24 protein-coding genes are annotated in these 25,404 nt (G+C 61.1%); 11 read left to right on the top strand and 13 right to left on the bottom strand.

The window, feature by feature from the left end; genetic code table 11:
* Positions 1 to 32: 32 nt before the first annotated feature.
* Positions 33 to 1,640, bottom strand: coding sequence for an L-aspartate oxidase (gene nadB / locus GWQ31_RS13440; RefSeq protein WP_275909564.1), 1,608 nt, complete (start codon positions 1,638 to 1,640; stop codon positions 33 to 35).
* Between the two features lie 182 nt (positions 1,641 to 1,822).
* On the opposite strand from nadB, the gene rpoE reads away from it, so the two are divergent.
* The 10 genes from rpoE to pdxJ all read left to right on the top strand — a co-directional run bounded on the left by rpoE (position 1,823) and on the right by pdxJ (position 10,643).
* On the top strand, positions 1,823 to 2,404 hold the full coding sequence (gene rpoE, locus GWQ31_RS13435) for an RNA polymerase sigma factor RpoE (protein WP_021139196.1): 582 nt from the start codon (positions 1,823 to 1,825) through the stop codon (positions 2,402 to 2,404).
* Positions 2,405 to 2,425: 21 nt separating this feature from the next.
* On the top strand, positions 2,426 to 3,019 hold the full coding sequence (locus tag GWQ31_RS13430; protein WP_275909563.1) for an RseA family anti-sigma factor: 594 nt from the start codon (positions 2,426 to 2,428) through the stop codon (positions 3,017 to 3,019).
* Positions 3,020 to 3,040: 21 nt separating this feature from the next.
* Positions 3,041 to 4,021, top strand: coding sequence for a MucB/RseB C-terminal domain-containing protein (locus tag GWQ31_RS13425; protein ID WP_021139198.1), 981 nt, complete (start codon positions 3,041 to 3,043; stop codon positions 4,019 to 4,021).
* Positions 4,022 to 4,114: 93 nt separating this feature from the next.
* On the top strand, positions 4,115 to 4,576 hold the full coding sequence (locus GWQ31_RS13420) for a SoxR reducing system RseC family protein (protein ID WP_005318845.1): 462 nt from the start codon (positions 4,115 to 4,117) through the stop codon (positions 4,574 to 4,576).
* 118 nt (positions 4,577 to 4,694) lie between these two features.
* Complete coding sequence (gene lepA / locus GWQ31_RS13415) at positions 4,695 to 6,488, top strand: translation elongation factor 4 (protein WP_159165428.1); 1,794 nt, start codon at positions 4,695 to 4,697, stop codon at positions 6,486 to 6,488.
* 3 nt (positions 6,489 to 6,491) lie between these two features.
* Positions 6,492 to 7,415, top strand: coding sequence for a signal peptidase I (gene lepB, locus GWQ31_RS13410; protein WP_005318850.1), 924 nt, complete (start codon positions 6,492 to 6,494; stop codon positions 7,413 to 7,415).
* Positions 7,416 to 8,087, top strand: a complete 672-nt coding sequence (rnc, locus tag GWQ31_RS13405) for a ribonuclease III (protein WP_005318852.1) — start codon at positions 7,416 to 7,418, stop codon at positions 8,085 to 8,087.
* A 58-nt stretch (positions 8,088 to 8,145) separates the two neighbouring features.
* A complete protein-coding gene (gene era / locus GWQ31_RS13400; RefSeq protein ID WP_005318854.1) occupies positions 8,146 to 9,045 on the top strand; it encodes a GTPase Era in 900 nt (299 codons plus the stop codon).
* Positions 9,046 to 9,753, top strand: coding sequence for a DNA repair protein RecO (recO, locus tag GWQ31_RS13395; RefSeq protein WP_275909562.1), 708 nt, complete (start codon positions 9,046 to 9,048; stop codon positions 9,751 to 9,753).
* A 152-nt stretch (positions 9,754 to 9,905) separates the two neighbouring features.
* Positions 9,906 to 10,643, top strand: a complete 738-nt coding sequence (gene pdxJ / locus GWQ31_RS13390) for a pyridoxine 5'-phosphate synthase (RefSeq protein WP_111589054.1) — start codon at positions 9,906 to 9,908, stop codon at positions 10,641 to 10,643.
* An 84-nt stretch (positions 10,644 to 10,727) separates the two neighbouring features.
* On the opposite strand, the gene GWQ31_RS13385 is transcribed toward pdxJ, so the two are convergent.
* From GWQ31_RS13385 to kbaZ, 9 genes are all read right to left on the bottom strand, one after another.
* Positions 10,728 to 12,617: an enterotoxin gene (locus tag GWQ31_RS13385; RefSeq protein WP_275909561.1), complete on the bottom strand. Its 1,890-nt coding sequence runs from the start codon at positions 12,615 to 12,617 to the stop codon at positions 10,728 to 10,730.
* A gap of 115 nt (positions 12,618 to 12,732) precedes the next feature.
* The gene (locus GWQ31_RS13380; protein ID WP_275909560.1) at positions 12,733 to 13,587 is read right to left on the bottom strand and encodes a tagatose bisphosphate family class II aldolase; all 855 of its coding nucleotides are present in this window, start codon (positions 13,585 to 13,587) and stop codon (positions 12,733 to 12,735) included.
* The gene (gene nagA / locus GWQ31_RS13375; RefSeq protein WP_275909559.1) at positions 13,578 to 14,777 is read right to left on the bottom strand and encodes an N-acetylglucosamine-6-phosphate deacetylase; all 1,200 of its coding nucleotides are present in this window, start codon (positions 14,775 to 14,777) and stop codon (positions 13,578 to 13,580) included. The genes GWQ31_RS13380 and nagA overlap by 10 nt, the downstream gene beginning before the upstream one ends.
* Positions 14,778 to 15,212 (bottom strand): PTS galactosamine/N-acetylgalactosamine transporter subunit IIA, encoded by a 435-nt coding sequence (gene agaF / locus GWQ31_RS13370; RefSeq protein ID WP_275909558.1) that lies wholly within the window; start codon positions 15,210 to 15,212, stop codon positions 14,778 to 14,780.
* Between the two features lie 48 nt (positions 15,213 to 15,260).
* Positions 15,261 to 16,139 (bottom strand): PTS N-acetylgalactosamine transporter subunit IID, encoded by an 879-nt coding sequence (agaE, locus tag GWQ31_RS13365; RefSeq protein WP_265462560.1) that lies wholly within the window; start codon positions 16,137 to 16,139, stop codon positions 15,261 to 15,263.
* Positions 16,129 to 16,905: a PTS N-acetylgalactosamine transporter subunit IIC gene (agaW, locus tag GWQ31_RS13360; protein WP_275909557.1), complete on the bottom strand. Its 777-nt coding sequence runs from the start codon at positions 16,903 to 16,905 to the stop codon at positions 16,129 to 16,131. Before agaW ends, agaE begins: the two co-directional genes overlap by 11 nt.
* A gap of 15 nt (positions 16,906 to 16,920) precedes the next feature.
* Complete coding sequence (agaV, locus tag GWQ31_RS13355) at positions 16,921 to 17,394, bottom strand: PTS N-acetylgalactosamine transporter subunit IIB (RefSeq protein WP_042872688.1); 474 nt, start codon at positions 17,392 to 17,394, stop codon at positions 16,921 to 16,923.
* Complete coding sequence (locus tag GWQ31_RS13350; protein WP_275909556.1) at positions 17,394 to 18,563, bottom strand: SIS domain-containing protein; 1,170 nt, start codon at positions 18,561 to 18,563, stop codon at positions 17,394 to 17,396. Before GWQ31_RS13350 ends, agaV begins: the two co-directional genes overlap by 1 nt.
* A gap of 12 nt (positions 18,564 to 18,575) precedes the next feature.
* Positions 18,576 to 19,889: a tagatose-bisphosphate aldolase subunit KbaZ gene (gene kbaZ, locus GWQ31_RS13345; protein WP_275909555.1), complete on the bottom strand. Its 1,314-nt coding sequence runs from the start codon at positions 19,887 to 19,889 to the stop codon at positions 18,576 to 18,578.
* A 272-nt stretch (positions 19,890 to 20,161) separates the two neighbouring features.
* On the opposite strand from kbaZ, the gene GWQ31_RS13340 reads away from it, so the two are divergent.
* Positions 20,162 to 20,959 (top strand): DeoR family transcriptional regulator, encoded by a 798-nt coding sequence (locus GWQ31_RS13340; protein ID WP_058395219.1) that lies wholly within the window; start codon positions 20,162 to 20,164, stop codon positions 20,957 to 20,959.
* A 70-nt stretch (positions 20,960 to 21,029) separates the two neighbouring features.
* Here the strand turns inward: GWQ31_RS13340 and GWQ31_RS13335 are convergent, their stop codons facing one another.
* The 3 genes from GWQ31_RS13335 to barA form a co-directional block, all read right to left on the bottom strand.
* On the bottom strand, positions 21,030 to 21,956 hold the full coding sequence (locus GWQ31_RS13335; RefSeq protein ID WP_275909554.1) for an N-acetylmuramoyl-L-alanine amidase: 927 nt from the start codon (positions 21,954 to 21,956) through the stop codon (positions 21,030 to 21,032).
* 3 nt (positions 21,957 to 21,959) lie between these two features.
* Positions 21,960 to 22,439 carry a DUF1456 family protein gene (locus tag GWQ31_RS13330; protein ID WP_005318863.1) on the bottom strand — a complete coding sequence of 160 codons (480 nt, stop codon included), beginning with the start codon at positions 22,437 to 22,439 and terminating at the stop codon, positions 21,960 to 21,962.
* 130 nt (positions 22,440 to 22,569) lie between these two features.
* A complete protein-coding gene (gene barA / locus GWQ31_RS13325) occupies positions 22,570 to 25,281 on the bottom strand; it encodes a two-component sensor histidine kinase BarA (RefSeq protein WP_275909553.1) in 2,712 nt (903 codons plus the stop codon).
* Positions 25,282 to 25,404: the final 123 nt, after the last annotated feature.

Raw genomic sequence — 25,404 nt, 5'->3', positions numbered from 1 at the left:
TGTCCGGGTAGTCCGGGATGTGGGGTGCAGGATCAGTCCCGCTCCGGGGTCAGCACAGTGGGTTTGGAGTCTGGCTGCATGTCTGGATAATCCAGGTTGTAGTGCAGGCCGCGTGACTCCTTGCGCTGCAGTGCGCAGTTGACGATGAGCTCGGCCACCTGCAGCAGGTTGCGCAGTTCCAGCAGGTTGTTGGAAACGCGGAAGTTGGCGTAGTACTCCTGCACTTCCTGCTTGAGCATGTCGATACGGCGCTTGGCACGGGCCAGGCGTTTGTTGGTACGCACTATCCCCACATAGTCCCACATCATCAGCCGCAGCTCATGCCAGTTGTGCTGGATAACGACCTGTTCGTCCGAATCGTCCACCTTGCTCTCATCCCAGGCGGGCAGATGGGGCGGTTCCACGCTCATGGGCAACTTGGCCATGATGTCGGCTCCCGCCTGATGGGCATAAACCACGCACTCGAGCAGGGAGTTGGAGGCCATGCGATTGGCACCGTGCAGACCCGTGTAGGTCACTTCGCCAATGGCATAGAGACCGGGAATGTCGGTCTGGCCATTGTTGTCGATCATCACGCCGCCACAGGTGTAGTGGGCCGCCGGGACTATGGGCATCGGCTCCTTGGTGATGTCGATGCCGACCGCCATGCAGCGCTCAAAGATGGTCGGGAAGTGCTTGATGATGAAATCCGCCGGCTTGTGGCTGATGTCCAGATACATGCAGTCGGCACCGAGGCGTTTCATCTCGTGGTCGATGGCGCGGGCGACTATGTCCCGCGGGGCCAGCTCGGCCCGCTCATCGAACTCCAGCATGAAACGGCTGCCGTCGGGGCGGCGCAGATAGGCACCTTCCCCGCGCAGGGCTTCGGTCAGCAGGAAGTTGGGGTCATCGGGGTGGAACAGGCTGGTGGGGTGGAACTGGTTGAACTCCAGGTTCGCCACCCGGCAGCCGGCGCGCCACGCCATGGCGATACCGTCACCTGAACTCACGTCCGGGTTGGAGGTGTACTGATACACCTTGGAGGCACCGCCGGTGGCCAGTGCCACGAAGCGGGCGCGGATCACCTCGACCTGCTCGGCGTTGCGGTTCCAGACGTAGGCGCCCAGCACCTTGTTGCCCGGCAGGTTCAGCTTGCGGGTGGTGATGAGGTCGACCGCGTTGAAGCGTTCCATCAGCTGGATATTTGGGTGGGAGCGCACCTGATCGATCAGGGTGAGCTGCACCGCCTTGCCGGTGGCATCAGCCGCATGGAAGATGCGGCGATGGCTGTGGCCCCCTTCACGGGTCAGGTGATAGTGGGATTCGCCCTCGGCGTCCTCCTCCTGATCGAAGGGAACCCCCTGCTTGATCAGCCACTGGATGGATTCGCGGGCGTTGCGGGCGGTGAACTCCACCACGGCAGGGTCACACAACCCGGCCCCGGCGTTGAGCGTGTCGCTCACGTGGGATTCAATGCTGTCGGTTTCGTCGAAAACGGCAGCGATGCCTCCTTGCGCATAGAGAGTGGCCCCCTCACTGATGGGCCCCTTGCTCAGAACCAGGACTTTGGCCTGGTCTGCCAACCGCAACGCGAGGGACAGACCAGCGGCACCGCTGCCAATGATCAGTACATCGCAAAGGTATTCAACACTTGCTTTCATAAGTATCATTGGCCTGGATTAAGAACTGGCACCATGGTAGCCCAAGCGAGGGCGGTGATGCAGCCTGCGTCACATTTTTTTCAATGCAACCGAACTTTCCCTGATTCCTCCTGTCTGAACTTGTGCGCTTAGGAAGGGCCGGAAAAGAAAAACGATAACCTGATGGGGGTTTTACGGCTCTGATGAGCGACCAGAATCTACTGGACGAACAGCTGGTTGAACGGGTCCAGCGTGGCGATAAAAATGCATTCAACCTGTTGGTAAAAAAATACCAGCATAAAGTGGTCAACCTGGTTGCCAGGTATGTCAACAATCCGGGCGATGTGCCGGATGTGGCGCAGGAGGCGTTTATCAAAGCCTACCGGGCGTTGCCGACATTCCGTGGCGAGAGCGCGTTTTACACCTGGTTGTACCGAATCGCCGTGAATACGGCCAAAAATTATCTGACCTCTCAGGGGCGCAGGCCGCCCAGCAGTGATGTAGAGGCGGACGAGGCAGAATACTATGGTGGTGGCGAAGCCTTGCAAGAGGTTGCCACACCGGAAAACCTGGCGCTGACCGACGAGATCAAGCGTACCGTGTTTTCCGCCATAGAAGCTTTGCCTGAAGACTTGAGGACAGCCATCACCCTTCGCGAAATGGAAGGGCTGAGCTATGAAGAGATTGCCGAAATCATGGATTGTCCGGTGGGTACGGTGAGATCTCGCATCTTCCGGGCGAGGGAAGCAATCGATAAAAAGCTGAAACCTCTGATCGAGAATTAACTGGGGAAAGACAGGTTAACTATGGCAACTAAAGAGCAACTCTCGGCCCTGATGGATGGTGACTTGAGCGATGTTGAGGTGCTTGGCGAGCTGGGAATGGATCCGGCGCTGCAAGATACCTGGTCTCGTTACCACTTGATCGGTGATGCCATGCGGAGCGACCTGCCGGTCAGTCTGCAATTGGATCTCAGTGACAGCATCATGGCTGCACTGGAAGACGAGCCCACCATACTGGCGCCCAAACCGGTGGAGAGCAAGCCAACTGCACCGCAGGTTCACACTGCCGCCAAGGTGGTTCCGCTGTTTCGCCAGGTCGGTCAACAGGTGGGGCAATACGCCATCGCCGCGTCGGTCGCCGCTGCCGTCATCTTCGGGGTGCAGCAGTATCAGGGTCAGGACGGCATACCGACCAACCCTGTGCTAAACACCATTCCTGTCGGTGGCAGTGCTTCGCCAGTGAGTGTGCACTACCCGCAAGATGGCAACCGGGCCTCCACCCGCCAGCAAGGGTTGAGCGAGCAACAGATGCAGGAGCAGCGTGAGCGTATCAATGCCTTCCTGCGTGACCACCAGTTGCAACAGCGTCTGCTGCAAGACAAGCAGATTCAGGAATAACGCATTTTTAGGGATCAGACCGTGCGCCAGTCCAGCCGTATTTTGCTGGCCTCTCTCCTGCTGATTTGTGCCAAGGCCTCGGCCGACGATAAGTCGGCCGAGGCCTTGTTGCAGCAGATGCAGAGTGCCGTTTCGCAACAAAATTTCGAATTATCCATGGTCAAGGCCCGTCAGGGGCGCCTCGAACCCATACGTTTCAGCCATGGGGTGATCGATGGCAAGGAGGTGGCTCATCTGAGCTATCTCGACGGCAAGACCATAGAGTACCTGCAGCGCCAGGACGAGTTCACCTTCTTCGAAAATACCCACGAACCCTACACCCTCAAAGGCGCCCGCTTCCCCGGTGTCTGGGCGACGCTGGTGAATATGCCGCTGCCCCGTGTGCTGGAAAGTTATGATCCCGTGCTGGCCGGCCGCAGTCGGGTAGCCGGTCTGGTGGCGCAAGTGGTCAGGCTGGTCCCCAAAGAGGCAGACAAGTATGGCTTCATGCTCTGGATCGATGAACAGAGCAGCCTCTTGCTGCGGGTGGACATGGTGGATCGGGAAGGCAATCTGGTCGAGCAGGTGCTGGGGGTGGATCTGGACAGGCTGAGCGCGCCTGCGCCCTGGTTGGTGAAGCTGGCCGGCAGCAAGCTGCCCCAGGCGCTGGCGCTGGAAGATGCCTATCCGGCGCCGCAGCAGACGCTTAACTGGCACCTGACCTGGTTGCCGGATGGTTTCAAGGTATTGTCTCAGGACAGGCATCAACTGGTGACCACCAGTTTGCCGGTCGATTACATGATGCTCTCTGATGGGCTGGTGGATCTCTCCGTCTATGTGGCCAGGGTTGATCCCAAGCAGGCGGTGCGTCAGCAGCTGATCCGCCAGGGTGCTACTTCGCTGGTGAGCTACGTCAACGATGTGGGAGTCGAGATCACTGTCGTCGGTGAAGTACCGGCCGACACAGCGAAACGTATCGCCGAGTCGGTGCAACCGTTGGCTCGCAATGAGACTGTACAGTAGTCGTCTGCACATGCTCGCTTGCCCGAGCGGGTCAGTCATGTTCAGATGGGGTCAATCTTTCCCTCGTTATTGTGGAACCGTCTTGTGAGTGAAATGAGCGAAGAGCTGGCAACCGTGGTGGCCATTGATGGACAACATGCCTGGGTGGAGTGCGAACGGCGCTCCGCCTGCAGCAGTTGCCATCAACAATCCAACTGCGGTACCGGCACGGTTGCCAAGGCGTTTGTGATGAAGCAGCAACGACTGCGGATTGCCCTCACCGCCGAGGTGAGCGTTGGTCAGCAAGTGAGGCTCGGTATTCCCCAGGCGAGTATCCTGCGGGGCGCAGCGCTGGTGTATGTATTGCCGCTGTTCTGTCTGCTGGCGGGCGCCCTGCTCGGTCAGCTCTGGTTGGTACCCTTGCTGGCGGGCGGGGAGGGGATCACCATCCTCAGTTGCCTGCTGGGTGGCGTGATCGGATTTTCACTGGTTCGTTACTTTTCCACTCGACTCGAACAGGGGGCATACGGCCCCCGCATGCTGGGTGTGGTACTCCATACCCGCAACCTCTCCTGACCGTGCAGGCCTGTATTTCTGGTGCTCCGTCGACTAAAGATTGGCCGTCGACCGGGTTATCCAGTAAAATCCTGCCTCCATATCCGGCCCTAACCTAATTTTGAGTGATTCTTGCTCGATGAAACACATTCGTAACTTTTCGATTATTGCGCACATCGACCACGGTAAATCGACCCTGTCGGACCGTCTGATCCAGACTTGCGGCGGCCTGTCCTCCCGCGAGATGCAGGCTCAGGTGCTTGACTCCATGGACCTGGAGCGCGAGCGCGGCATTACCATCAAAGCACAGAGTGTGACCCTGAACTACCAGGCACAAGACGGTAACACCTACCAGCTGAACTTTATCGACACCCCGGGCCACGTAGATTTCTCCTACGAAGTCTCCCGCTCATTGGCGGCCTGTGAAGGGGCGCTGCTGGTGGTAGATGCCGGCCAGGGGGTTGAGGCACAGACTCTGGCCAACTGCTACACCGCCATGGAAATGGAGCTGGAAGTGGTGCCGGTGCTGAACAAGATTGACCTGCCGGCTGCAGAGCCCGAGCGGGTTGCCGAGGAGATCGAAGACATAGTCGGCATCGACGCCATCGATGCTGTCCGTTGCTCCGCCAAGACCGGCCTGGGCGTTGACCTTGTGCTGGAAGAGATAGTGGCTCGCATCCCGGCGCCGGTCGGTGATCCAGATGCACCGCTGCAAGCGCTGATCATCGACTCCTGGTTTGACTCCTATCTGGGCGTCGTCTCTCTGGTGCGGATCAAGAACGGCTCCCTCAAGAAAAACGACAAGATCAAGGTGATGAGCACCGGTCAGGTGTGGGGTGTCGATCGTATCGGTATCTTCACGCCCAAGCAGGTGGATACCCAGGGTCTGGGCTGTGGCGAGGTAGGTTGGGTCGTCTGCGGCATCAAGGACATCCACGGTGCCCCTGTGGGCGATACCCTGACTCAAGCCAAGAACGGTGCCGAAAAAGCGCTGGCGGGTTTCAAGAAGGTGAAGCCGCAGGTGTATGCGGGCCTGTTCCCCATCTCCAGCGATGACTATGAGTCATTCCGTGATGCCCTCGACAAACTGTCCCTGAACGATGCCTCCCTGTTCTTCGAACCCGAGAGTTCCACCGCACTGGGCTTCGGTTTCCGTTGTGGCTTCCTCGGTATGCTGCACATGGAGATCATCCAGGAGCGTCTGGAGCGGGAATACGATCTGGATCTCATCACCACGGCCCCGACCGTGGTCTACCAGATTGAGCTCAATGATGGCTCAACCATCCACATCGACAGCCCGTCTGCCATGCCCCCGGTCAACAATATCAAAGAGATGCGTGAGCCGATCGCCGAGTGCAACATATTGCTGCCGCAGGAGTACATGGGCAACGTCATTACTCTCTGTATCGAGAAGCGTGGCGTGCAGACCAACATGGTCTATCACGGCAATCAGGTTGCGCTGACCTACGAAATCCCGATGGCGGAAGTGGTGCTCGATTTCTTCGACCGCCTGAAATCCACCAGCCGTGGTTACGCCTCGCTGGATTACGGCTTCAAGCGCTTCGAAACCTCCGAGATGGTCCGTCTGGATATCATGATCAACGGTGAGCGTGTCGATGCGCTGGCCATCATCACCCACAAGGAGAACGCCCAGTATCGCGGTCGCCAGGTGGTGGAGAAGATGCGTGAGCTGATCCCGCGCCAGATGTTTGATATCGCCATTCAGGCATCCATTGGCAACCAGATCATCGCCCGCAGCACCGTCAAGGCGCTGCGTAAAGACGTGACAGCCAAGTGTTATGGCGGTGACGTGAGCCGGAAGAAAAAGCTGCTGAACAAGCAGAAAGAAGGCAAGAAGCGGATGAAGTCCCTGGGCCGTGTCGACGTGCCGCAGGAAGCCTTCCTCGCAATTCTCCATGTAGGAAAGGATTAATCGATGGCAAGCACGTTTTCCCTGATCCTGGTGGTGGTCTGCGTGATCACCGGTATTATCTGGTGTCTGGACAAGATGATCTGGTCCAAGCAGCGGGCCGCCAAGATTGCCGTGGCCCGTGCCCACGGCGGTGCTCATCTGGATGAGAAAACCCTGGCCAAGGTTGCCCCCATGCCGGTCTGGATTGAACAGACCGCAGGTGTGTTTCCGGTCATTACCCTGGTGCTGATACTGCGCTCCTTCCTGTTTGAGCCGTTCCAGATCCCGTCAGGCTCCATGATGCCGACCCTGCTGGTGGGCGACTTCATCCTGGTGCAGAAGTTTGCCTATGGCCTCAAGGATCCGGTGACCAACACCCGATTCCTCGAGACTGGCGAACCCAAACGCGGCGATGTGGTGGTGTTCAAGTATCCGCTGGATACCCGGGTGGACTACATCAAGCGAGTGGTCGGCATGCCGGGGGACAGGGTCATCTATCGCAACAAGGAGCTGATGATCCGGCCCAAGTGCGAGGAGCAGGAAGGGAAAACGTGCCCGGGCTTCAAGAAGCTCGACGTCAAGTTTGAACAAAGGGGTGAATTTACCCAGATGGGGATCCCGCTTGATCGCTATACCGAGCAGCTGGGTGAGGTGTCTCACGAGACCCTGCGTAACCCGCTGATGCCCGATATGGTCGGCCGCTATTATCGCCAGCCCGGTACTTACCCCGATGAGTGGGTGGTACCGGAAGGTCAGTACTTCGTGATGGGTGACAACCGTGACAACAGTACCGACAGCCGTTTCTGGGGCTTTGTGCCCGAGCAGAATCTGGTGGGCAAGGCGGTCGCTATCTGGATAAGTTTTGAATTTGAGCGTGAAGAAGGCTCCCTGCTGCCAAGCTGGGTACCGACAGGTGTGCGCTTCAACCGCATTGGCGGAATCAAGTAAATGAATATCAAAATGAACAGACTGCAGTCCCGTCTCGGGCATGTCTTTCACGATAAAGAGCTGTTGACCCGGGCGCTGACTCACCGCAGCGCCGGTTCCCGTCACAACGAGCGACTGGAATTTCTGGGTGACTCCATCCTGAGTCTGGTGATTGCCGATGCTCTGTTCCACCGCTTCCCGCAAGCGGCGGAAGGAGATCTCAGCCGGATGCGCGCCACTCTGGTGCGCGAGAAGACCCTGGCCGAACTGGGCCGGGAGTTTGACCTTGGGGATGACCTGATCCTCGGGCCAGGCGAACTCAAGAGTGGCGGTTTTCGTCGCGAATCCATTCTGGCCGACACGGTCGAGGCGGTGATCGGCGCCGTCTATCTGGATACTGATCTTGAGGCGGTGCGGGTGCTGCTGCTGAGCTGGTATGCCAGCCGTCTGGATGAGATCAAACCAGGCATAGAGCAGAAGGATCCCAAGACCCGCCTGCAGGAAATTTTGCAGGGAAGCCGCAAATCCCTGCCGACCTACACAGTGACCAACGTCAAGGGCGAGGCCCACAACCAGGAGTTCACCGTCCAGTGCGACGTGGAAGGGCTGGATGGTCCGCTGGTCGGGGTCGGCACCAGCCGTCGCAAGGCCGAACAGGCTGCGGCGCAGCAAGCATTGGAAAGACTGTCATGACTGCTATTGATGCAAGAGGCCGCGGTCTTTCAACACAACAGGCATTGGAAAAACTGTCATGACAGATACGACTTACTGCGGCTTTGTCGCCATCGTGGGCCGCCCCAACGTGGGCAAGTCCACCCTGCTCAACAAGCTGCTTGGCCAGAAGGTCAGCATCACCTCGAAGAAACCCCAGACTACCCGTCACCGGATCCTGGGGATCGACACCGAGGACAACCATCAGACCATCTATGTGGATACCCCGGGTCTGCACATCGAAGAGAAGCGGGCCATCAACCGCCTGATGAACCGCGCCGCCACCAGTTCGCTGGGTGATGTGGCCATGGTGGTGTTCGTGGTTGACGGTACCCACTGGACCAAGGATGACGAGATGGTGCTCGGCAAGTTGCGCCATCTGCCCTGTCCCGTTGTGCTGGCGGTCAACAAGATCGACAACGTCAAGGACAAGGAAGACCTGCTGCCCCACCTGGAGTGGCTGGGCCAGCAGATGAAGTTCTCCCATATCCTGCCCATCAGTGCCGAGAAGGGCACCAACGTGGAGAAGATCCGCGAGTGGTCCAAGGATCTGCTGCCAGAGAACAACTTCTTCTTCCCGGAAGATTACGTGACCGACCGCTCTTCCCGCTTCATGGCCTCCGAGATCATCCGCGAGAAGCTGATGCGTTTCACCGGTGAGGAGCTGCCTTACTCTGTGACCGTGGAGATCGAGCGCTTCAAGGTGGAAGAGAGCGGCATCTATCACATCAATGCCCTGATCCTGGTAGAGCGCGATGGCCAGAAGAAGATGGTCATCGGCAACAAAGGTGAGAAGATCAAGACCATAGGCACAGAGGCTCGCATCGACATGGAACGTCTGTTCCAGAACAAGGTGTTCCTTGAGCTGTGGGTCAAGGTCAAGGCGGGCTGGGCCGATGACGAGCGCGCTCTGCGCAGTCTCGGCTATGGCGATGACTGATTGCTGAGTCCAGCCTTCGTCATCCACAGTCGGCCCTATCGGGAGACCAGTCAGCTGGTCGAGGTGTTTACCCAGGATAGTGGCCGATTTACTCTGGTGGCTCGCGGTTCTCGCGGGCCACGCTCCCCTCTGAAGGGGCTGCTTCAACCTTTTTCCCTGCTCACCATCAGCTGGCGTGGCAAGGGGGATCTCAAGAATCTCGCCCAGGTTGAATGTCCGGATCACTCCTTGCGACTCGGTGGCGATCGCCTCTTCTACGGCCTCTACCTCAACGAGCTGGTCTACTACCTGCTGGAAGCCCATACCCCCTTTCCCGAGGTGTTTGACGCCTATGCCCGTGCCCTGATGGCGCTGGCGGATGGCGAGATGCCCGAGTTGCCGCTGCGCCGCTTCGAGTTCCTGCTGTTGCAGGCGCTCGGCTATGCGGTGGACTTCGAATACGCCGCCGACGACGAGTCCGCGATCCAGCCCGAGCTGCTCTACGGCTTCGAGCGCGAATTGGGCTTTGTCGCTTGCGAGCGGGCGCCGGATCCCCGTACCCTGTTTCTCGGTGCCCACCTGCTGGCCTTCGCCGAGGGGAGATTCGATACCCCTCCCTTGCTGCAGGCGGCCAAACGTTTCAGCCGACTGGCGCTGCAACCCTATCTGGGCAAGCGTCAGTTAAAGAGCCGGGAGCTGTTTTTGAAACGCCGGAATAGCTTGGGTTAACCGCTCTGTGGCGTTACCCGACACGGTAAGAATGTTACCTACGTCCGATTACGCTGCGCTAATCGAACCTACGAGCTGATATATGGATATCCGCGCTGACGCCAAGGCGGCAGCCGCACAGTTAACAGATGAAGTGTTTCAAGGAGTCATCAATGAGCGAAATCTATCTGGGTGTGAACATCGATCATATCGCCACCCTGCGCAATGCCCGTGGCACCCAGTATCCGGATCCGGTACAAGCTGCCTTCGTGGCCGAGCAGGCCGGTGCCGACGGCATTACCGTCCACCTGCGGGAAGACCGCCGCCACATCACGGACCGCGATGTGGAGATACTGCGCCAGACCATACAAACCAGGATGAACCTGGAGATGGCGGTGACCGAGGAGATGATCGGCATCGCCTGTCGTATCAAGCCCCACTTCGTCTGCCTGGTGCCGGAGAAGCGTACCGAGGTGACCACAGAGGGTGGTCTGGACGTGGCTGGTCAGCTCGACAAAATCACGGATGCGGTGACTCGCCTGTCGGCCATCGGCGCCAAGGTGTCGCTGTTTATCGATGCCGACCCGCTGCAGATCGACGCGGCCGCCGACAGTGGTGCTCCCTTCATCGAGATCCACACAGGCCGCTACGCCGACGCCACCACGGATGCCGAGCGCAACGCCGAGTTCAAGCGCATCGCCGCCGGTGCCTCCTATGCCGCCGGCAAGGGGCTCAAGGTCAATGCCGGCCACGGCCTGCACTACCACAACGTCAAGGCCATCGCCGCCATCCCCGAGCTCTATGAGCTCAACATAGGCCACGCCATCATAGGCCGGTCCGCCTTCGACGGCCTGACCAAGGCGGTCAGCGACATGCGCCTGCTGATGCAGGAAGCCCGTCAGGGGATCTGACCGACCTGGGTTGATGAGAGATGAAAAGGGACGCCGCGGCGTCCCTTTTGTATGGCATCAGCCACAGGCTGATTGGATTTATGCCTATTTGATGGGTGTCAGCTCCAGAGTGATGAGCTCCAGTGGTGCCAGTTTGATGACCATTCCATCGCTGATTGAAGTCGGCACGGTTTTGTTGTCGCCATATAGTGGCTTGATATTAAAGCCTTTCGCCTCTGTGGTGGGCACTTCAAGCTGGCGAGTCGGTTCCAGAAAGAACTGTTGAGGCTGGCTCGAAGGGTTACGCAGGGTAATGAAAGAGTTTGCCGGGCTCCACGCCCCCCAGCCGTAAATCTCCAGTTTGGTGGGGTCGCCGCCAATCCAGTGGCTGTCAAACAGCACGGCCTGGTTCTGCTGCGACCAGAGCGCCGCCTTGGCCAGCAGGTCCCAGTTCTCGCCAGTCAGCAGCTCCGGTGTAATGTAGAGCTCCTGCAACTGGGTGCCGGTGGCGAAGTAGCTCCAGGCCTGATCGGCAAAATCTTGTGGCGACTGCTGATCCAGATGTTTGGCCTGCTTGGCATAGACAAGCCCGTGCAGCATAAGGGAGTTGAGCGGAAACAGGGGGCCTTGCTTGACGATGGAGCGGTAGGTCTCCGCATCCCGGTAGGTGATCCACTGCTGAACCCTGGAGCCGGGGCCATAGAAGTTGATGTCATCGCCGCCGCGCCAGATGGAGTCAGCGAAGAAGAGCCAGGAGGGAGAGGCCGTGGTGCCAGTGGTCAGGTTGATGAAGACCTCTTTATTGGCGGCGCGGGCATCCGAGATCAGATGGATGGCGGCATCGAAGTCGCTGGTGAACCGGCTGCCCTTGATCTGCTTGTTGGCGTTGCCGGTACCATCGAACTTGAAGTGGGTGACGCCTTGCTCTTGAATGAGTGACATCACTTTCTGGTGGAAGTTTTTGTAGTAGACGGGTCCCGAGAGGGCGAACTTGCCATCGCTCAGCTCATAGCCAAACTCGGCGGCATGGGAGACCCGCTCATCCCTCGGCTTGTTGTAGCCACCCCAGGGGGAGAACCAGATGCCGAGCTGGGCGTGATATTTTTCTGCCGCCTTTTTCAGCTTGCTGAAACCATGAGGAAAGTCCTTGCTGAATCCCCAGTTGCCCTTGCGGTCATCCCAGCCATCGTCAAACAGGAAGCCGCTCATGGGCACACCGCGTGTGGTGACCAGCTCCTCGCCAAACTGCGTGATGCGGGTGAGGGCGTCGTCTTCCGTGTAGGGGTTGAAGAAGCCGATATCGAGCCAGGAGTTGTAGTGCAGATAGGGGGCGTAGGGTCTGTCACGGGCGTCGTTGATGAACTGGTTGAAGTCACGTCTGAGCTGGCCCTCGCCGAAGGTGCCGACATAGGTGCGATAGGTGAGCGGCTTGCCCTGCTCCAGCGGCAGCGCGAGCGGGATCATCTGGCTGACGCCCCCCTCGTAGGCGCGGGTGTTGACCAGCGGATTCTGCGGCGTGATGAAGAAACTGTCGCTGACGATGGGGGAGCTGTTGATGGCACCGTAGACAAAGGGCGCCTGGGAGTGGAACGGCAACATGGAGAAGCCGTTGATCCGCTTGCCATTCTTGAGGGTGTCGAGGGCGAAGTCGATGCTGGCGTAGCGCTTGTCTTTGGCCAGCCGGATCTGGCTCTTGATCAGGAAGTCGGCGTTGCTCAGCGCTATGTCAATGTGGTCCTGCTCTTTGGCAAACGCATCTACAGTGAAGTCGGCCGACGAGGTCAGCCTGTCATCCAGCCCCTTGATATCGAACAGGGTATTCGAGCGGATGACATCCCCGTTCGCCCTGTTGGTGAAGGTGATCTCCTGGAACTTGCCGGCATCCGTTTTGACGCTGATCTGGTACTGGTTGCCCTGCAGCGACATCACCTCGGCCCGGGCGAGGGCGGGCAGGGTCAGCAGGACCAGCAGCGTCATGGCGGTACGTGCGTTCATATTTATCTCCGTATAGATGATGAATGGTGGGGTGATGGGGCTTGGCGTCCTCCTGAGGCTGGCGAATTTGCGGGATCTGGTGCGGGCTCACCAGGCTGGCGAGCCCGCAGGCCGGTTACAGCTTGCCGTCGCTCATGCACATGCGGATCTTGGCGGCGACCACCTCTTCCATGGAGGCCATGGCGGGCACCAGATACTGGCGCGGATCGCTGGCATCCGGGTGGGCGGCGAGGAAGGCCTTCATGGCGTCGGCGAAGGCGATCTTCAGCTCGGTGGCCACGTTGACCTTGCATACCCCGAGCGCGATGCAGCGGCGTACGTCCCGGTCGGGAATGCCGGAGGCGCCGTGCAGCACCAGCGGAATGGAGACCCTGTTCCGGATGGCGGCGAGGCGATCAAAGTCGAGACGTGGCTCTTCCTTGTAGAGGCCGTGCGCCGTGCCGATGGCCACGGCGAGGGAGTCGATGCCGGTGCGCGCCACGAACTCGGCCGCCTTGTCCGGATCGGTCAGGTGGGCGTTGGCGGCGTCCACTATCAGGTCATCCTCCTGCCCGCCGAGCTGGCCCAGCTCGGCCTCCACGCTCGCCCCCATGCGGTGGCAGAAGGTGACGACCCGCTGCACTTTGGCGACGTTCTCCTCGAATGGCAGGTGGGAAGCGTCGATCATGGCGGAGTGAATGCCGGATTCGACCTTGAAGTGGATATCCTGTTCATCCTCGTGGTGGTCCAGGTGTAGCACCAGCGGTATGCGGTACTGGTGGGCCGCCGAAGCGCAGATGGAGACCAGATACTCGACCCCCGCGTGGCGATAGGTGCCCGGCGTGGCGGCCAGGATGACGGGGGATCTCAGCTGGGCGGCGGTGCGGGCCACCACCTTGACGGTTTCCAGGTTGTGGATGTTGAAGGCCGGTACCGCGTAGCCGCGGCGCTGGGCATCCTTGAGCATTTCGTGGGACGAGATCAGATACATGAGGACTCCTTGGCGCCTTGAGTGGCGTCTTGTTCAGAGAAAGAGGCTGGGGCGCTGGCGGGAGTTATCTCCCTGCCGGCGACCCAGATATGTTGCTGGTAGAGTGCTGGTGTGAGGGCAAGCAGGTTGGCCCGCTTGCCGACGGCCAGCGAGCCGAGCTGGCCGTCGATGCCGAGCATGCGGGCGGGGGCCAGCGATGCCATCTGGATGGCTTCGGCAAGGGGCACTCCGGCCAGATGCACCATGTTGCGCACGGCCCCGAGCAGGGTGAGGGTACTGCCTGCCAGGCCGCCGGTGGCGGTACGCACCACTCCGTCCTTCATCTCCACCCGGTAGTCACCGAGCAGGTAGTGGCCGTCGGGCATGCCGGCGGCGCGCATGGCATCCGTGATGAGCAGCAGGCGATCCCCGGCGCAGCGGTGGCACAGCTTGAGTACGGTAGGATGCACATGATGGCCGTCGGCGATGAGCTCCAGCCAGGCGGTGGGATGCACCAGACCGGCCCCCACCATGCCGGGTTCCCTGTGGTGCAGTCCGCGCATGCCGTTGAAACAGTGCACCAGGCCGGTCGCACCGGCCGTCAGTGCCGCCTGTGTGGTGTCGTGGTCGGCGGCGGAGTGACCCAGCATGACCCGGATGCCGGCCGCCTTGAGGTGGCAGATGGCCGCCAGGGCGTTGGCTTTCTCGGGGGCGAGGGCGACAACCTTCAGGGTGCCACGTGCCTGACGCTGCAACTGCGCCAGCTCCGCCAAGTCGAGTTCCCGGAACAGGGCTGGATCGTGGGCACCCTTGTTGTCGGGGGTGAAGTAGGGCCCCTCCAGGTAGCTGCCGAGCAGCTGGGCGCCCGGCATGCCGCTCTCCATGGCATCGGCAACCCTATTCAGGGCGCGTGCTATGGCGGGTAGCGGAGCGGTAACCGTGGTGGCGAGGAAGGCACCGACCCCTTCCGCCGCCTTGGCGAGGGAAAGCCGGGCCAGCACGCCGGCCTCCTCGTCCATCACATCGACACCGGCCCCGCCGTGAACGTGGCCATCGATGAGGGCGGGCACCAGCAACTCGACCTCCCGTACCGGATCGTCTGCCGGTATGGGGGCGATGGCGGTGATGATGCCCCCCTCATGGGTAAGCACTTGATGCTCCAGCCAACCCTGCTCGGTCAGCAGGCGACGGGCACGGATCCGTGTTGCCATCTAGATACCCTCCTCGACCCGCGCTTCGGCCCGCTCGCGCGCCAGCTCGTCCACCAGACTGGTGAGGCCGCGATGACCGCAGCACAGGGCTTGCTCGCGAAACTGGGCCGGGGTCAGCTCGCCGCGATCCATGGTCATCTCCAGCAGCAGCTGCAGATTGGTGCCGGTCACGACTTCCCGGTCTGGCTGGCGCAGCGCCAGGGTAGAGGAGACCCGAAACGGGGTGCCGCCCAGCAGATCGGTCAGAAAGACCACGCCGTCGCCACGGTCGACCCGGGCCAGCGCTGCCTCGCACTGGCTCTGCAGCAAGGCCGTGGTGGAGGACTCGGGAAAGTCGATGGCGACGACCGCCTCCTGCTCACCGAGGATCTGGACCATGGCCTGCTCCATGCCGCTGGCAAAGCCGCCATGACCGCAAATGATGATGCCCAACATAAGGTGTTCCTTTACTGCAAAGGGGGCCGGCCTGTCGCCGGCACCGGATTAGAGGAAGCCTGCAAACTTGCCGACGATACCGAGCACGACCGTGATGACGATGAGGCGCAGCGGACTCCAGCCGCGGCGGATCAGCGCATACATGGCCAGGGTGTAGAGCAGCGGCAGGAAGGCCGGCATCAGCTTGTCGAGCACGTCCGCCTGCAGTTTCACCACCGCATCACCGGCGGTGATCTCCAGGGGGGTGCCGAGCCGCACATAGGTGGCGACCAGGGCGCCGATCACAGTCATGCCGACGATGGAGGCGGCATGCCCCACCTTGCGGGTGTTGGCCTTGATGAGCGGAATGGCGGCGACCCCCATGCGGTAGGCGTAGTGCGCCAGCCCGAAGCGCAGGCCGAAGTGCACCACATTGAACAGCAGGAAGAAGAACACGGCGCCCATGATGGAGCCCTGCAATGCCAGATCGGCACCGATACCGCCGCAGATGGGCAGCAGGGTGAGCCAGAACATGGCATCCCCGATCCCACCCAGCGGTGCGCCGACCGCAATCTTGGTGCTCTGTATGCTGTTGACGTTCTGCTTGGAGCGCTCCATCGCCAGCACTATGCCCATCACGAAAGTGACCAGGAAAGGGTGGGTGTTGAAGAAGCCCATGTGCCCCTTCATGGCCCGGGAGAGATCCCTGGGGTTGGTGTGGATCTTCTGCAGCGCCGGCAGCAGGCCGTAGAGCCAGCCGGAAGCCTGCATCCGCTCGTAGTTGAAGGAGGCCTGCAACAGCAGGGAGCGCCAGGCGAAGCGATTGATGTCCTGGCGGGTCAGCTCGGCCCCCAGTTGCTGATCTTCGTAGACGTCGTCGGAGACGGCGCGGGTCGGTTGTTGCTCGGCCGCCGGGGCGATCTGCCGGGCTGTGTTGTTAGATACCATCTTCAGTTTCCTCCTGGGTGGGGCGGGCTTGCGGCGCCGGGTCCTTGCGCATGAAGTCGATCAGGGCCATGGCCAGAGCCGCCGCGGCTATGGCCAGCACCGGCAGCTTGAGCCAGGCGGCGGCGACGAAGCCGAGGATGAAGTTGGGGATGTAGACATTCTTCATCATGATCTTGAGCAGCACGGCGAAGCCGATGGCGGGCATGATGCCGCCGGCGACCCCGAGGCCGTCGATGAGGCGGGCGGGCAGCACGTCGATGGCGGTCTTGGCGTGTTCTGCCCCGAAGTAGGTGGGCAGGAAGGCGCACAGGAAGTAGAAGGTGCCGAGCGCCAGCAGGGCAAGGTAGTTGACTCTCTCTATGCCACGGGTATCGCCTGCCTCCGCCATACGGTCACAGCGGGACATGACCCCGGACATCACCGAGAAGAGGAAGGTGATCCCCATCTGGACCGCGACCGCGAAGGGGACTGCGACCCCGACCGCCACATCCGGCTTGACCCCTGTGGTGATGGCGAAGGTGGCACCGACTATGGTGCCTATGATGACGTTGGGCGGTTGCGCCCCCGCCAGCGGCGCCAGCCCCATCCAGACCAGCTCCAGGGTGCCGCCCACCAGTATGCCGGTGGGCAGGTCGCCGAGGATCAGGCCCACCAGCGGACCCAGTACCACGGGCCTGTGGAAGTGAGTCAGGCCGTTGAACAGGTCAAGTCCGGCGAAGAACGCCAGAATGCCCAGCAAGAGCCCTTGCAATAAACTGATTTCCATCACAATTGTCCTTAATCAGATCAGGTTGAAAATGTCCTGTGCCGGTTCGGTCGGCACGCCCTGGACAAAGCACTCGACGTGGGCGTCCTGCAGGGCGCGAAACGCCGCTATGTCCGTCTCATCCACGGATACCGTCTTGTGGATCTGACGTTTGCCGTCGGCGTAGTGCATGTTGCCGACGTTGATGCGGGGGATGGGCACGCCCCCCGCGACCAGGGTGCGAAAATCCGTCGGGTTCTTGCACACCAGCAATATCTTCTGGCGATCGGCGGCCTTGCCTATGTTGTCGATCACCTTCTGCAGCGGCCAGAAGCGCACCGCTATCCCCTCCGCCAGCACCATCTCCATCAGGTTCTGCTGTATGGGGTCTTCCGCCACCTCGTCATTGGCCACCAGCACCAGGTTGGCGCCGGCAAACCCGACCCATTGCACCCCGACCTGACCGTGGATCAGCCGCTCGTCGATACGGCTCAGCACTATGTTTGGCATCAGACGCCTCCTTGCTGGTTGAACGGATAGATGTTGACGCCCTGCACGACCCGGTTGACCCGGCCGCTCGGGCAGGGGTTGTCCGGGGTGATGCCCAGCGCCAGCGCTGTGTGGAAGGCGTAGTACTGGGCATAGAGCAGGTAGCAGAACGCCAGTTCGGCATCGTCGCCGTTGAGGGGGGTGGGCAGATAGATGTGCTCGCCGGCTGCAATGAGCGGATCGGGCCGATCGGCCAGGGCGACAACCCGGGCGGCGTGGCCGTCCTGGCGAAGCTCGGTGAGCAGATCCAGGTCGTACTGGCGGGTGTAGGGATCGTTGGAGATCATCAGCACTATCAGGGTCTGGCCGTTGATGGCTGATTTCGGCCCGTGGCGAAAGCCGGTGGGGGAGTCATACATGGCCATCAGTTGACCCGAGGTGAGCTCGAGCAGTTTGAGCGCGGCCTCCTGGGCCACCCCCTGCAGGCTGCCACTGCCAAGATAGATGACCCGCTCCGGCAGCGGTTGATTCCACTCGGGCACGCTCAGTTCGGCCTGGGACAGAATGGCTTCCCCCAAGGCGATGAGCGGCTGGCTGACGGCGGGATTGAACTGGCGCGGCAGGAACACAGCCAGGCAGCTCAGCATCATGCTGGTCAGGCTGCTGGTCATGGCGAAGCTGCGGTCGTGGGTCTGGGGCGGCATCAGCAGCGCCAGGGAGCGGACATCCTTCTGGCAGCGCCGATAGAGCTCCCCCTCACCGTTGCAGGTGAGCACCAGGTGGTGGCACTCGCTCAGCAGCTGGCTGGCCAGCTCGACGGCGGCCACGCTCTCCGGGCTGTTGCCGGAGCGGGCGAAGGAGATGAGCAGTGTCGGGTAATCCTGCGCCAGGTATACGTCAGGGTTGGTGACGATATCTGTGGTGGCGATCGCCTCGAAGCGGCCGTTGAGCCTGCCGCAGAGGTAGGGCGCCAGGGCCCGGCCGGCAAAGGCGGAGGTGCCGGCGCCGGTCAGGATCACCCGCAGGTTGCTCCGGGATAGCAGGGGCAGCAGGAAGCGCTCTATGGTGGTGCGGCACTCCTCCACCATGGTGAGTGTCTCCCGCCAGGCGGCGGGCTGTTGCCGGATTTCGCGGGCGGTGGCCAGGCCGTTGGCCGAGCGCAGTGTCTCTTCTGGATAACCAAGGATCATCTCTACAACTCCTTATGCAACCGGGGTGAGCCGGGAATGACTGGCGGGGGTGGTGCCACAGGCCTGGGCGTATTGGCGCAGCACCTCCTGCACCTGATCGAGAATGAGGTCGTGGGCTCTGGCCGACAGCGTGCCCTGGCGCACCTTTCGGTATTGCAGCGGCAGGTGCTGGCTGAGCAGGGGCAGGGGAATGGGCTCGGCGGCCAGGTTGGCGAGCAGTCGGGCGTAGCAGTCGTCGACCCGGCTGTCGGGCCAGTAGTAGCGAATGCGGTCGGAATAGCTGTAACCGCGGGCCAGCCGGCACTCGTTGGCATTGCCCTGATAGTGGCTGCGCCAGAAGTCGGGACGATCCAGCATTGTCTCCTCCAGCACCTGGCGCAGGCCCGAGCAGGCGCGGGCGACCACCAGCTCCTCCTCGATGGCGGCAAGGGAGAACAGCGCCTCCCGCAGGGCGAAGGTGAGGGCCGGGCCGACCTTGAGGATGGCGAAGTGGTCGCGCACCAGCTGGCAGTAGGCTTGCGGGGTCTGGTAGTCGGTGGAGTGTGCCTCGAACACCAGATGGGGGTAGGCTTCGATCATCCGGCTGAGGGGGGCGGCCTTGTCGGATTGATAATCGATGACATGGGTGTGGTCGAACTCCACCCCGGGTTGCACCACCAGGCCGATCACCCTGGGCCAGATGGCCTCGAGTCCGACCCTGGCAAAGGCCTGCTGGTGGGTACTCAAGGTATGGCGGGCGGCTTCCGGTGTGGTCACGGCCATCTCGGCCAGCGTCTCATGGGCGCCGCCAGGCACAGGCACCTCCGTGCCTATCACATAGACCAGATCGCAGCAGCCAAATTCGGCCAGGCAGGTCTGCTCGGCGATCAGGGCCAGTCGGGCAGCCCGCTCGGCGACCAGCTCATCGGGGAGGGGAACCGGATCCCCCAGGCAGGACATGCTGCAATCGAGGTGGATTTTCTTGAAGCCGGCGGCGACATAGCTGGCGATCAGCACCTCGGCGTGTTCCATGGCCTGCTCGGCCGGCTCCCCCTGCCAGCGGTTGGGGCCCAGGTGATCGCCTCCCAATACCAGTCGCTGCAGGGGAAAATTGCACTCGGCGGCGAGCCGGTGCAGCCGGTCGCGAAAATCCACCGGCGTCATGCCGGTATAGCCGCCGAATTGATCCACCTGATTGGAGGTGGCTTCGACCAGCAGCAGATCATCTCCCTGTGCCGCCAGCCTCAGGGCGGCCTCCAGCACCAGCGGGTGGGCGGAGCAGACGGCGTAAATCCCGACCGGTACCCCCTGCTTGTGTTGCGCGATCAGTGCCAGCATTGATTTCATTTCCCTCTCCCTCATGGCTGAATACAGAATGAATCTTTCGATATCTTTCTTTACACTAGGCGTGCAGCCCCTTAAACGAAACAAAAGCGTGCTCACACCTTGAGCAAGATCACAAAAAGAAATGAATCGAAATGTTTTTGATGTTTCGGAAGAGTCTAAATGAGGACTTTTAAACCAATGAAAGCTTGATTTGGCATAAAGGCTGGGCGTTAATAGCTAAACGTAACGAAGTGAAAGTCCTGATTTCACCACAGCACTCCGGCAGAGAGATTATGCAAACAACCGAAAAAAGTGTGCTTGGCACCAGCGAGCGGCGGGAACGCATCATTCAGCAACTGCGCAGCAATGGCAGTGTCCAGGTCAACGAGCTGGCCAGTCACTATCAGGTATCCACCGTCACGATCCGCAATGATCTGGCGTTTCTGGAGAAACAGGGGATAGCGGTACGCGCCTATGGTGGGGCCCTCTTGTGTGAGCCGAATCAGGCAGTGCCCGAGCGGACTATCGCCGACAAGAGCGTGCTCAACACACCGGTCAAGCAGCGTATTGGCGCCATGGCGGCGAGTCTGGTACAGGCGGGAAGTCGTCTCATTCTTGACTCGGGAACCACCACACTGGAGGTGGCGCGCCACCTGCGCGAGCACCAGGAGATAGTGGTGATGACCAACGGCATGAACGTGGCGGATGCACTGCTGGAGGCGGAAGGGGTAGAGCTGCTGATGACGGGGGGACATCTGCGCCGCAAGTCGCTCTCTTTCTACGGCGCCCAGGCGGATCAATCCTTGCAGAACTACCACTTTGACCTGCTGTTTCTCGGGGTCGATGGCATCGATCTGGAGCGTGGCGTCAGTACCCATCATGAAGATGAGGCACGTCTCAACCGCTGTATGTGCAAGGTAGCCGAGCGGATCATAGTGGTGACCGATTCCAGCAAGTTTGGTCGGTTGAGCCTGCACAAGATCATCGATACCCAGCGCATCCACACCCTGATCACCGATGATGCCATTGCGGCCGAGACGCTGGCGGGGTTGCGTCAGACGGGGATAGAGGTGTTGCTGGTGCCGGCCTGATCCGGACAGTGAAAAGGGAGTGAGAAAGAGGGATGCCATGGCATCCCTCTTTCGTTGTCAGGAGACAGGCTCAGCCAGGCTCGGGGAAGTAACGTTCCAGCAGGGCGGTGAGGATGGCCTGGCTCTGCTCGTCGGGCTCGCCGCTGACCAGGGCCGGGCGGAAATGGAGCTGGAAGGCGCGCAGGGCGGCGCGGCTCTGCTCATCCCAGGTACCGCTGGGGGCGATCCCATAACCGTAACGGGCGAGTTGCTGTTGCCAGGTGAGGGCATTCCAGGCGGCTGCTGGCTGCTGGCGCAGTGCTGTGACCCTGGCTTCATCAGGCCAGGCGCCGACCCCGTAGTGCAGGGCGAGCTCGCGCCAGGGGAAGTGGGGGCCGGGATCCTGCTTGCGTTCGGGGGCGACATCGCTGTGCGCCAGCACCTGGGTTGGCGGAATCCGGTAGCGTTGCACCAGCTTCTGGGTAAGGGCGCCGATGGCGGCGATCTGTGCCTGGGTGTAGGGCTGCCAGCGCCGCTGGTGGGCGGGTAGCAGCGCATCTTCCGGCGGATAGCCCAGGTTGACGATTTCGATGCCAAGAGAGCTGGCGTTGAGCCCCGCATACTGGTGCCAGCGACTGCGGCCCGCATGCCAGGCGCGCTGGCTGTCGGGCACCAGTTGGTAGACGGGCAGCGGTGTCTGGTCTGTGTCGCGGGGGATCAGGTAGTGAGCGCTCACCTGATGGGCCGGTTCGGTCAGCAGGCGCAGTGAGTGGGCGTCGTCCTCGTCCGTGTAGTGCAGGATCAGGAAGGCGATGCGTTCATTCTGGCTGGCGCTGGGGTAACGGGAAGAGAGCTGATAGGGGGCAGGCTGGCAGGCGCTCAGCAGCAGTATGAGGCAGAGTGACCATAACCGCAGCCACATGGCCCTGTTCGAGCCCAGATCGGGAAGGCGTGACGGCCAGCGCCGCCCACTGGCCAGCGGGACACGGGCTGACAGTGAGCAGATACGCTGGCCCATGACTCAGGCGCGGTACTTGGCGGTGAGGCCGATGAGGAAGTTGCGCAGGATCTGATCCCCGCAATCCTGATAGTGCTTGTGATCCTTGGAGCGGAACAGGGCACTCAGTTCGGACTTGGAGAGGTTGAAGTCGGCGAGCTTGAGGGTGCCGAGCATGTCCTCTTCTTTGTAGTTCAGGCCGATGCGAAGCTTGCGCAGTATCATGTTGTTGTTGATCCGGTTCGGGATCACTTGGGCCGGGGCATCTTCCCGCACACCGCGGCGCGCTATGATGAAGCCGTCGAGGAACTGGCTCAGGGCTGCATCGGGACAGGCGACATAGCCCGCTTCCTGCTCTTCCCCTTCAGCCGCCTCTTTCATCAGCCAGCTGTGCAACTGGGCGTGAGTGACCGTCAGATTGCCTTTGGCAAACATCTCGACCATCTGGTCGTTGCTGATGGTGAGGGCGTAGCGCAGACGGCGCAGAATATCGTTGTTGGTCATGTTGACTCCTGTAGAAACGGCGCAACTTTATCATCTGGCGCGCCCCGCGTCAGAAAAAGCAGGGCCGACTCTGTTCATTAACGGAGGCTGATAGCGGCTGCCAACCGGCGCCACGCTGCATCCACGGCATTCAGGCGAGGTAAAGGGGCGCCTCTCGACGCACCTGTTCCATCGCATCCTGCAACTCCAGCAACTCGGGCTCCAGCTCGCTGACCGGCACCCCGTCGCGCAGCTGTTGCTCCAGCTGGGAGAGCAATCGTTGCAGGCCGGGCACCCCGGAATAGGCACAGCCGCCATTGAGGCGGTGCAGCTGTGCCAGCACCTCGGCGTCCTCCACCTGACCGGCGAACGCTGCCTCCAGAACCGGGTCCACCTCGTCGAAGCTGGCCATCAGCATGGTCAGCATCTCTTTGGCGAGATCCAGCTTGCCAGCGGCCTGACGCACCGCCAGTGACCAGTCGATCTGCTGATCCCCGTGGTTCTGGTGGCGACGGTGGGCGAAGTCGGTGATCAGTTGGGCCAGCATGCTCTCGTCGATGGGCTTGGCCAGATAGTCATCCATCCCCTGCCGGATCAGCCGTTCCCGCTCACCGGGAATGGCGTGGGCGGTCACCGCCACTATGGGCGTCTCAGTGTTGAGGGACTGGCTGCGGATCGCCTGGGTGGCACTGATGCCATCCATGATCGGCATCTGTATATCCATGAAAATGATGTCGAACGGCTGACTCTGGGCCAGTCTGACCGCCTCCTTGCCGTTCTTGCACACCACCACCTGGCTCACCATCTCCTTGAGCATGGCGGCGATCAGCTTGAGATTGGCCGCATTGTCGTCCACCGCCAGCACCTTGATCGCCTGCACGCTGCGTGGGGAGGGGGTGGGCAGCGGCGCGCTCTTGGTCGCCTCGGGGGAGAGCAGGGCGTGCAGCAGCTTGCGATGGTTGGTGGGCTTGGAGAGACAGTGCTGGGCGCCGTGGGCCAGCATGGCCTCATAGAGCGATGGCTCGTGGCTGCTGAGCAACACTATGGTGTTCTGCTGGCCGTCCAGCGCATCGAGGCGAGCGATCACCTGCTGCGGAGTGTGCAGTGTGCTGCTGCCGATGATCACCATGTCCTGATTGCTCATCTCGGGCCAGATGGTGTCGATGGCGAGAGATTGCACATCCAGCTGCCATTCGGCCAGCAGAGCACACAGGGAAGAGTGGCTGAAGGGATCCGGCTCCAGCAGCCAGACCCGCTTGTCCTGAATGCGATCCAGCGGCAGCTTCTCGGTCTGGGGCAGGGGAGAGACGTCCAAATCCAGGCTGAAGGAGAAGACGGACCCCTTGCCCAGCTCGGATTCAAAACGGATCTGGCCTCCCATCTGCTGTACCAGCTTCTGAGTGATGACCAGACCCAGGCCCGTGCCGCCATAACGGCGCGAGATGGAGGAGTCTGCCTGATTGAAGGCCTGGAACAACTGGCGCTGCTGCTCTTCCGAGATGCCGATACCGGTATCGCGGATCAGCACGTTGAGCCGCACCTTGTTGCCGTTACCGCCGCCGGTCTGCTCTATGTGCACATCCACGTTGCCACGCTCGGTGAACTTGATGGCGTTGCCGGCGAGGTTGGTCAGCACCTGCTGCAGGCGCATGGGATCGCCAGTGAGATAGTCCGGCACCTCGGCATCTACCTGCAGGGAGAGTTCGAGCTGCTTGTCGTGAGCACTGGGGCCGAGCAGGTGCATGGTCTCGTTGAGGGTGTCGCGCAGGCTGAACGGGATATGCTCCAGCTGCAGCTTGCCTGCCTCCAGCTTGGAGAAGTCGAGGATGTCGTTGATGATGCCTAGCAGGTTGCGGGCCGACTTCTCTATGGTCTGCATGTAGTCGGTCTGGCTCGGCGTCAGCGCCGTCTTGAGCAGCTGGCGGGTGAAGCCGATGACGCCATTGAGCGGAGTGCGCAGCTCGTGGGACATGTTGGCGAGGAACTCGGATTTGACCCGCGCAGCCTCCTGTGCCCGTTTCTTGGCCATGTCGAGCTCGACGTTCTGGATCTCTATCTGTTCAAGTGTTTCCCGCAGATCCGAGGTGGCCTGATCGATATTCTGCTGCATCTCCTCGTGATATTCGGAGAGCGCCTTGGCCATGGCGTTGATGCCGTTTTTCAGCATGTCCAGCTCGCCGGTGAGCTGACCGCTGACCCGGGTGTCGAGGCGCCCCTCCCTGATCTTGTGCACCGCCTGCACCATATCGGTGATGGGTTGGGTCACGCTCTTGACCAGCCTGAAGCCAAACAGGGTACTGAAGGCGATGCCGATGAGCACCATGATCACCGCGAAGAAGGTGTCGCGATACTGCAGGATCATGGCCCTGTCCGTGGTCATCTGCATGGAGATGTAGCCGATCATCGGCGGCTCCACATCGCTGGGCAGCGGGAAGCCATCCATGCTGGTTTCGGCCTGGATCGGGGTGCGCAATATGATGTCGTCACCGTACAGGGTGACGCTGGTCAGCTCGGGGATCTGGCTGCCATCGGGCAGCCGCAGCCGGGTGAAGTCCCTGTGATAGTTGGACGTCACGAACAGCTGGTTGTCCTGGGTGAAGACGGCGATGGACTTGATGAGCGGCGAGTTTTTGCGGTGGGTCAGGCCAATCAGCCGCTTGAGCGACTCGCGACTGTGCTGGGTCATGCCGTACTCACTGGCGATGGCCAGGGGCTCTATGATGTTGATGCCCTGATCGATCAGGTTGTTTTCCAGCTGCTGGTAGCGGTGGAAAGTAAAATAACCTGCCATCAGGCCGCCAATGATCAGGGTCGGCAATATGGTAAAGGCCAGTACACGGGCTCGAAGGCCGTACTTGGTCATGCGGATAGTCCCCCGATCATCCGGGTCGGCAATAGGGCAAACGACAGTGGGCGGGCCCGCAGGCCGGATTTGGTCATACTATTATTCTTGTGGGACAATAGCCTGCTGCAGATTCCACAATCA

Origin of the sequence: Aeromonas sp. 2MA4 (assembly GCF_029237305.1) — a bacterium.
Lineage (GTDB): Bacteria > Pseudomonadota > Gammaproteobacteria > Enterobacterales > Aeromonadaceae > Aeromonas > Aeromonas salmonicida.
This window is presented reverse-complemented; position numbering and strand designations above follow the sequence as displayed.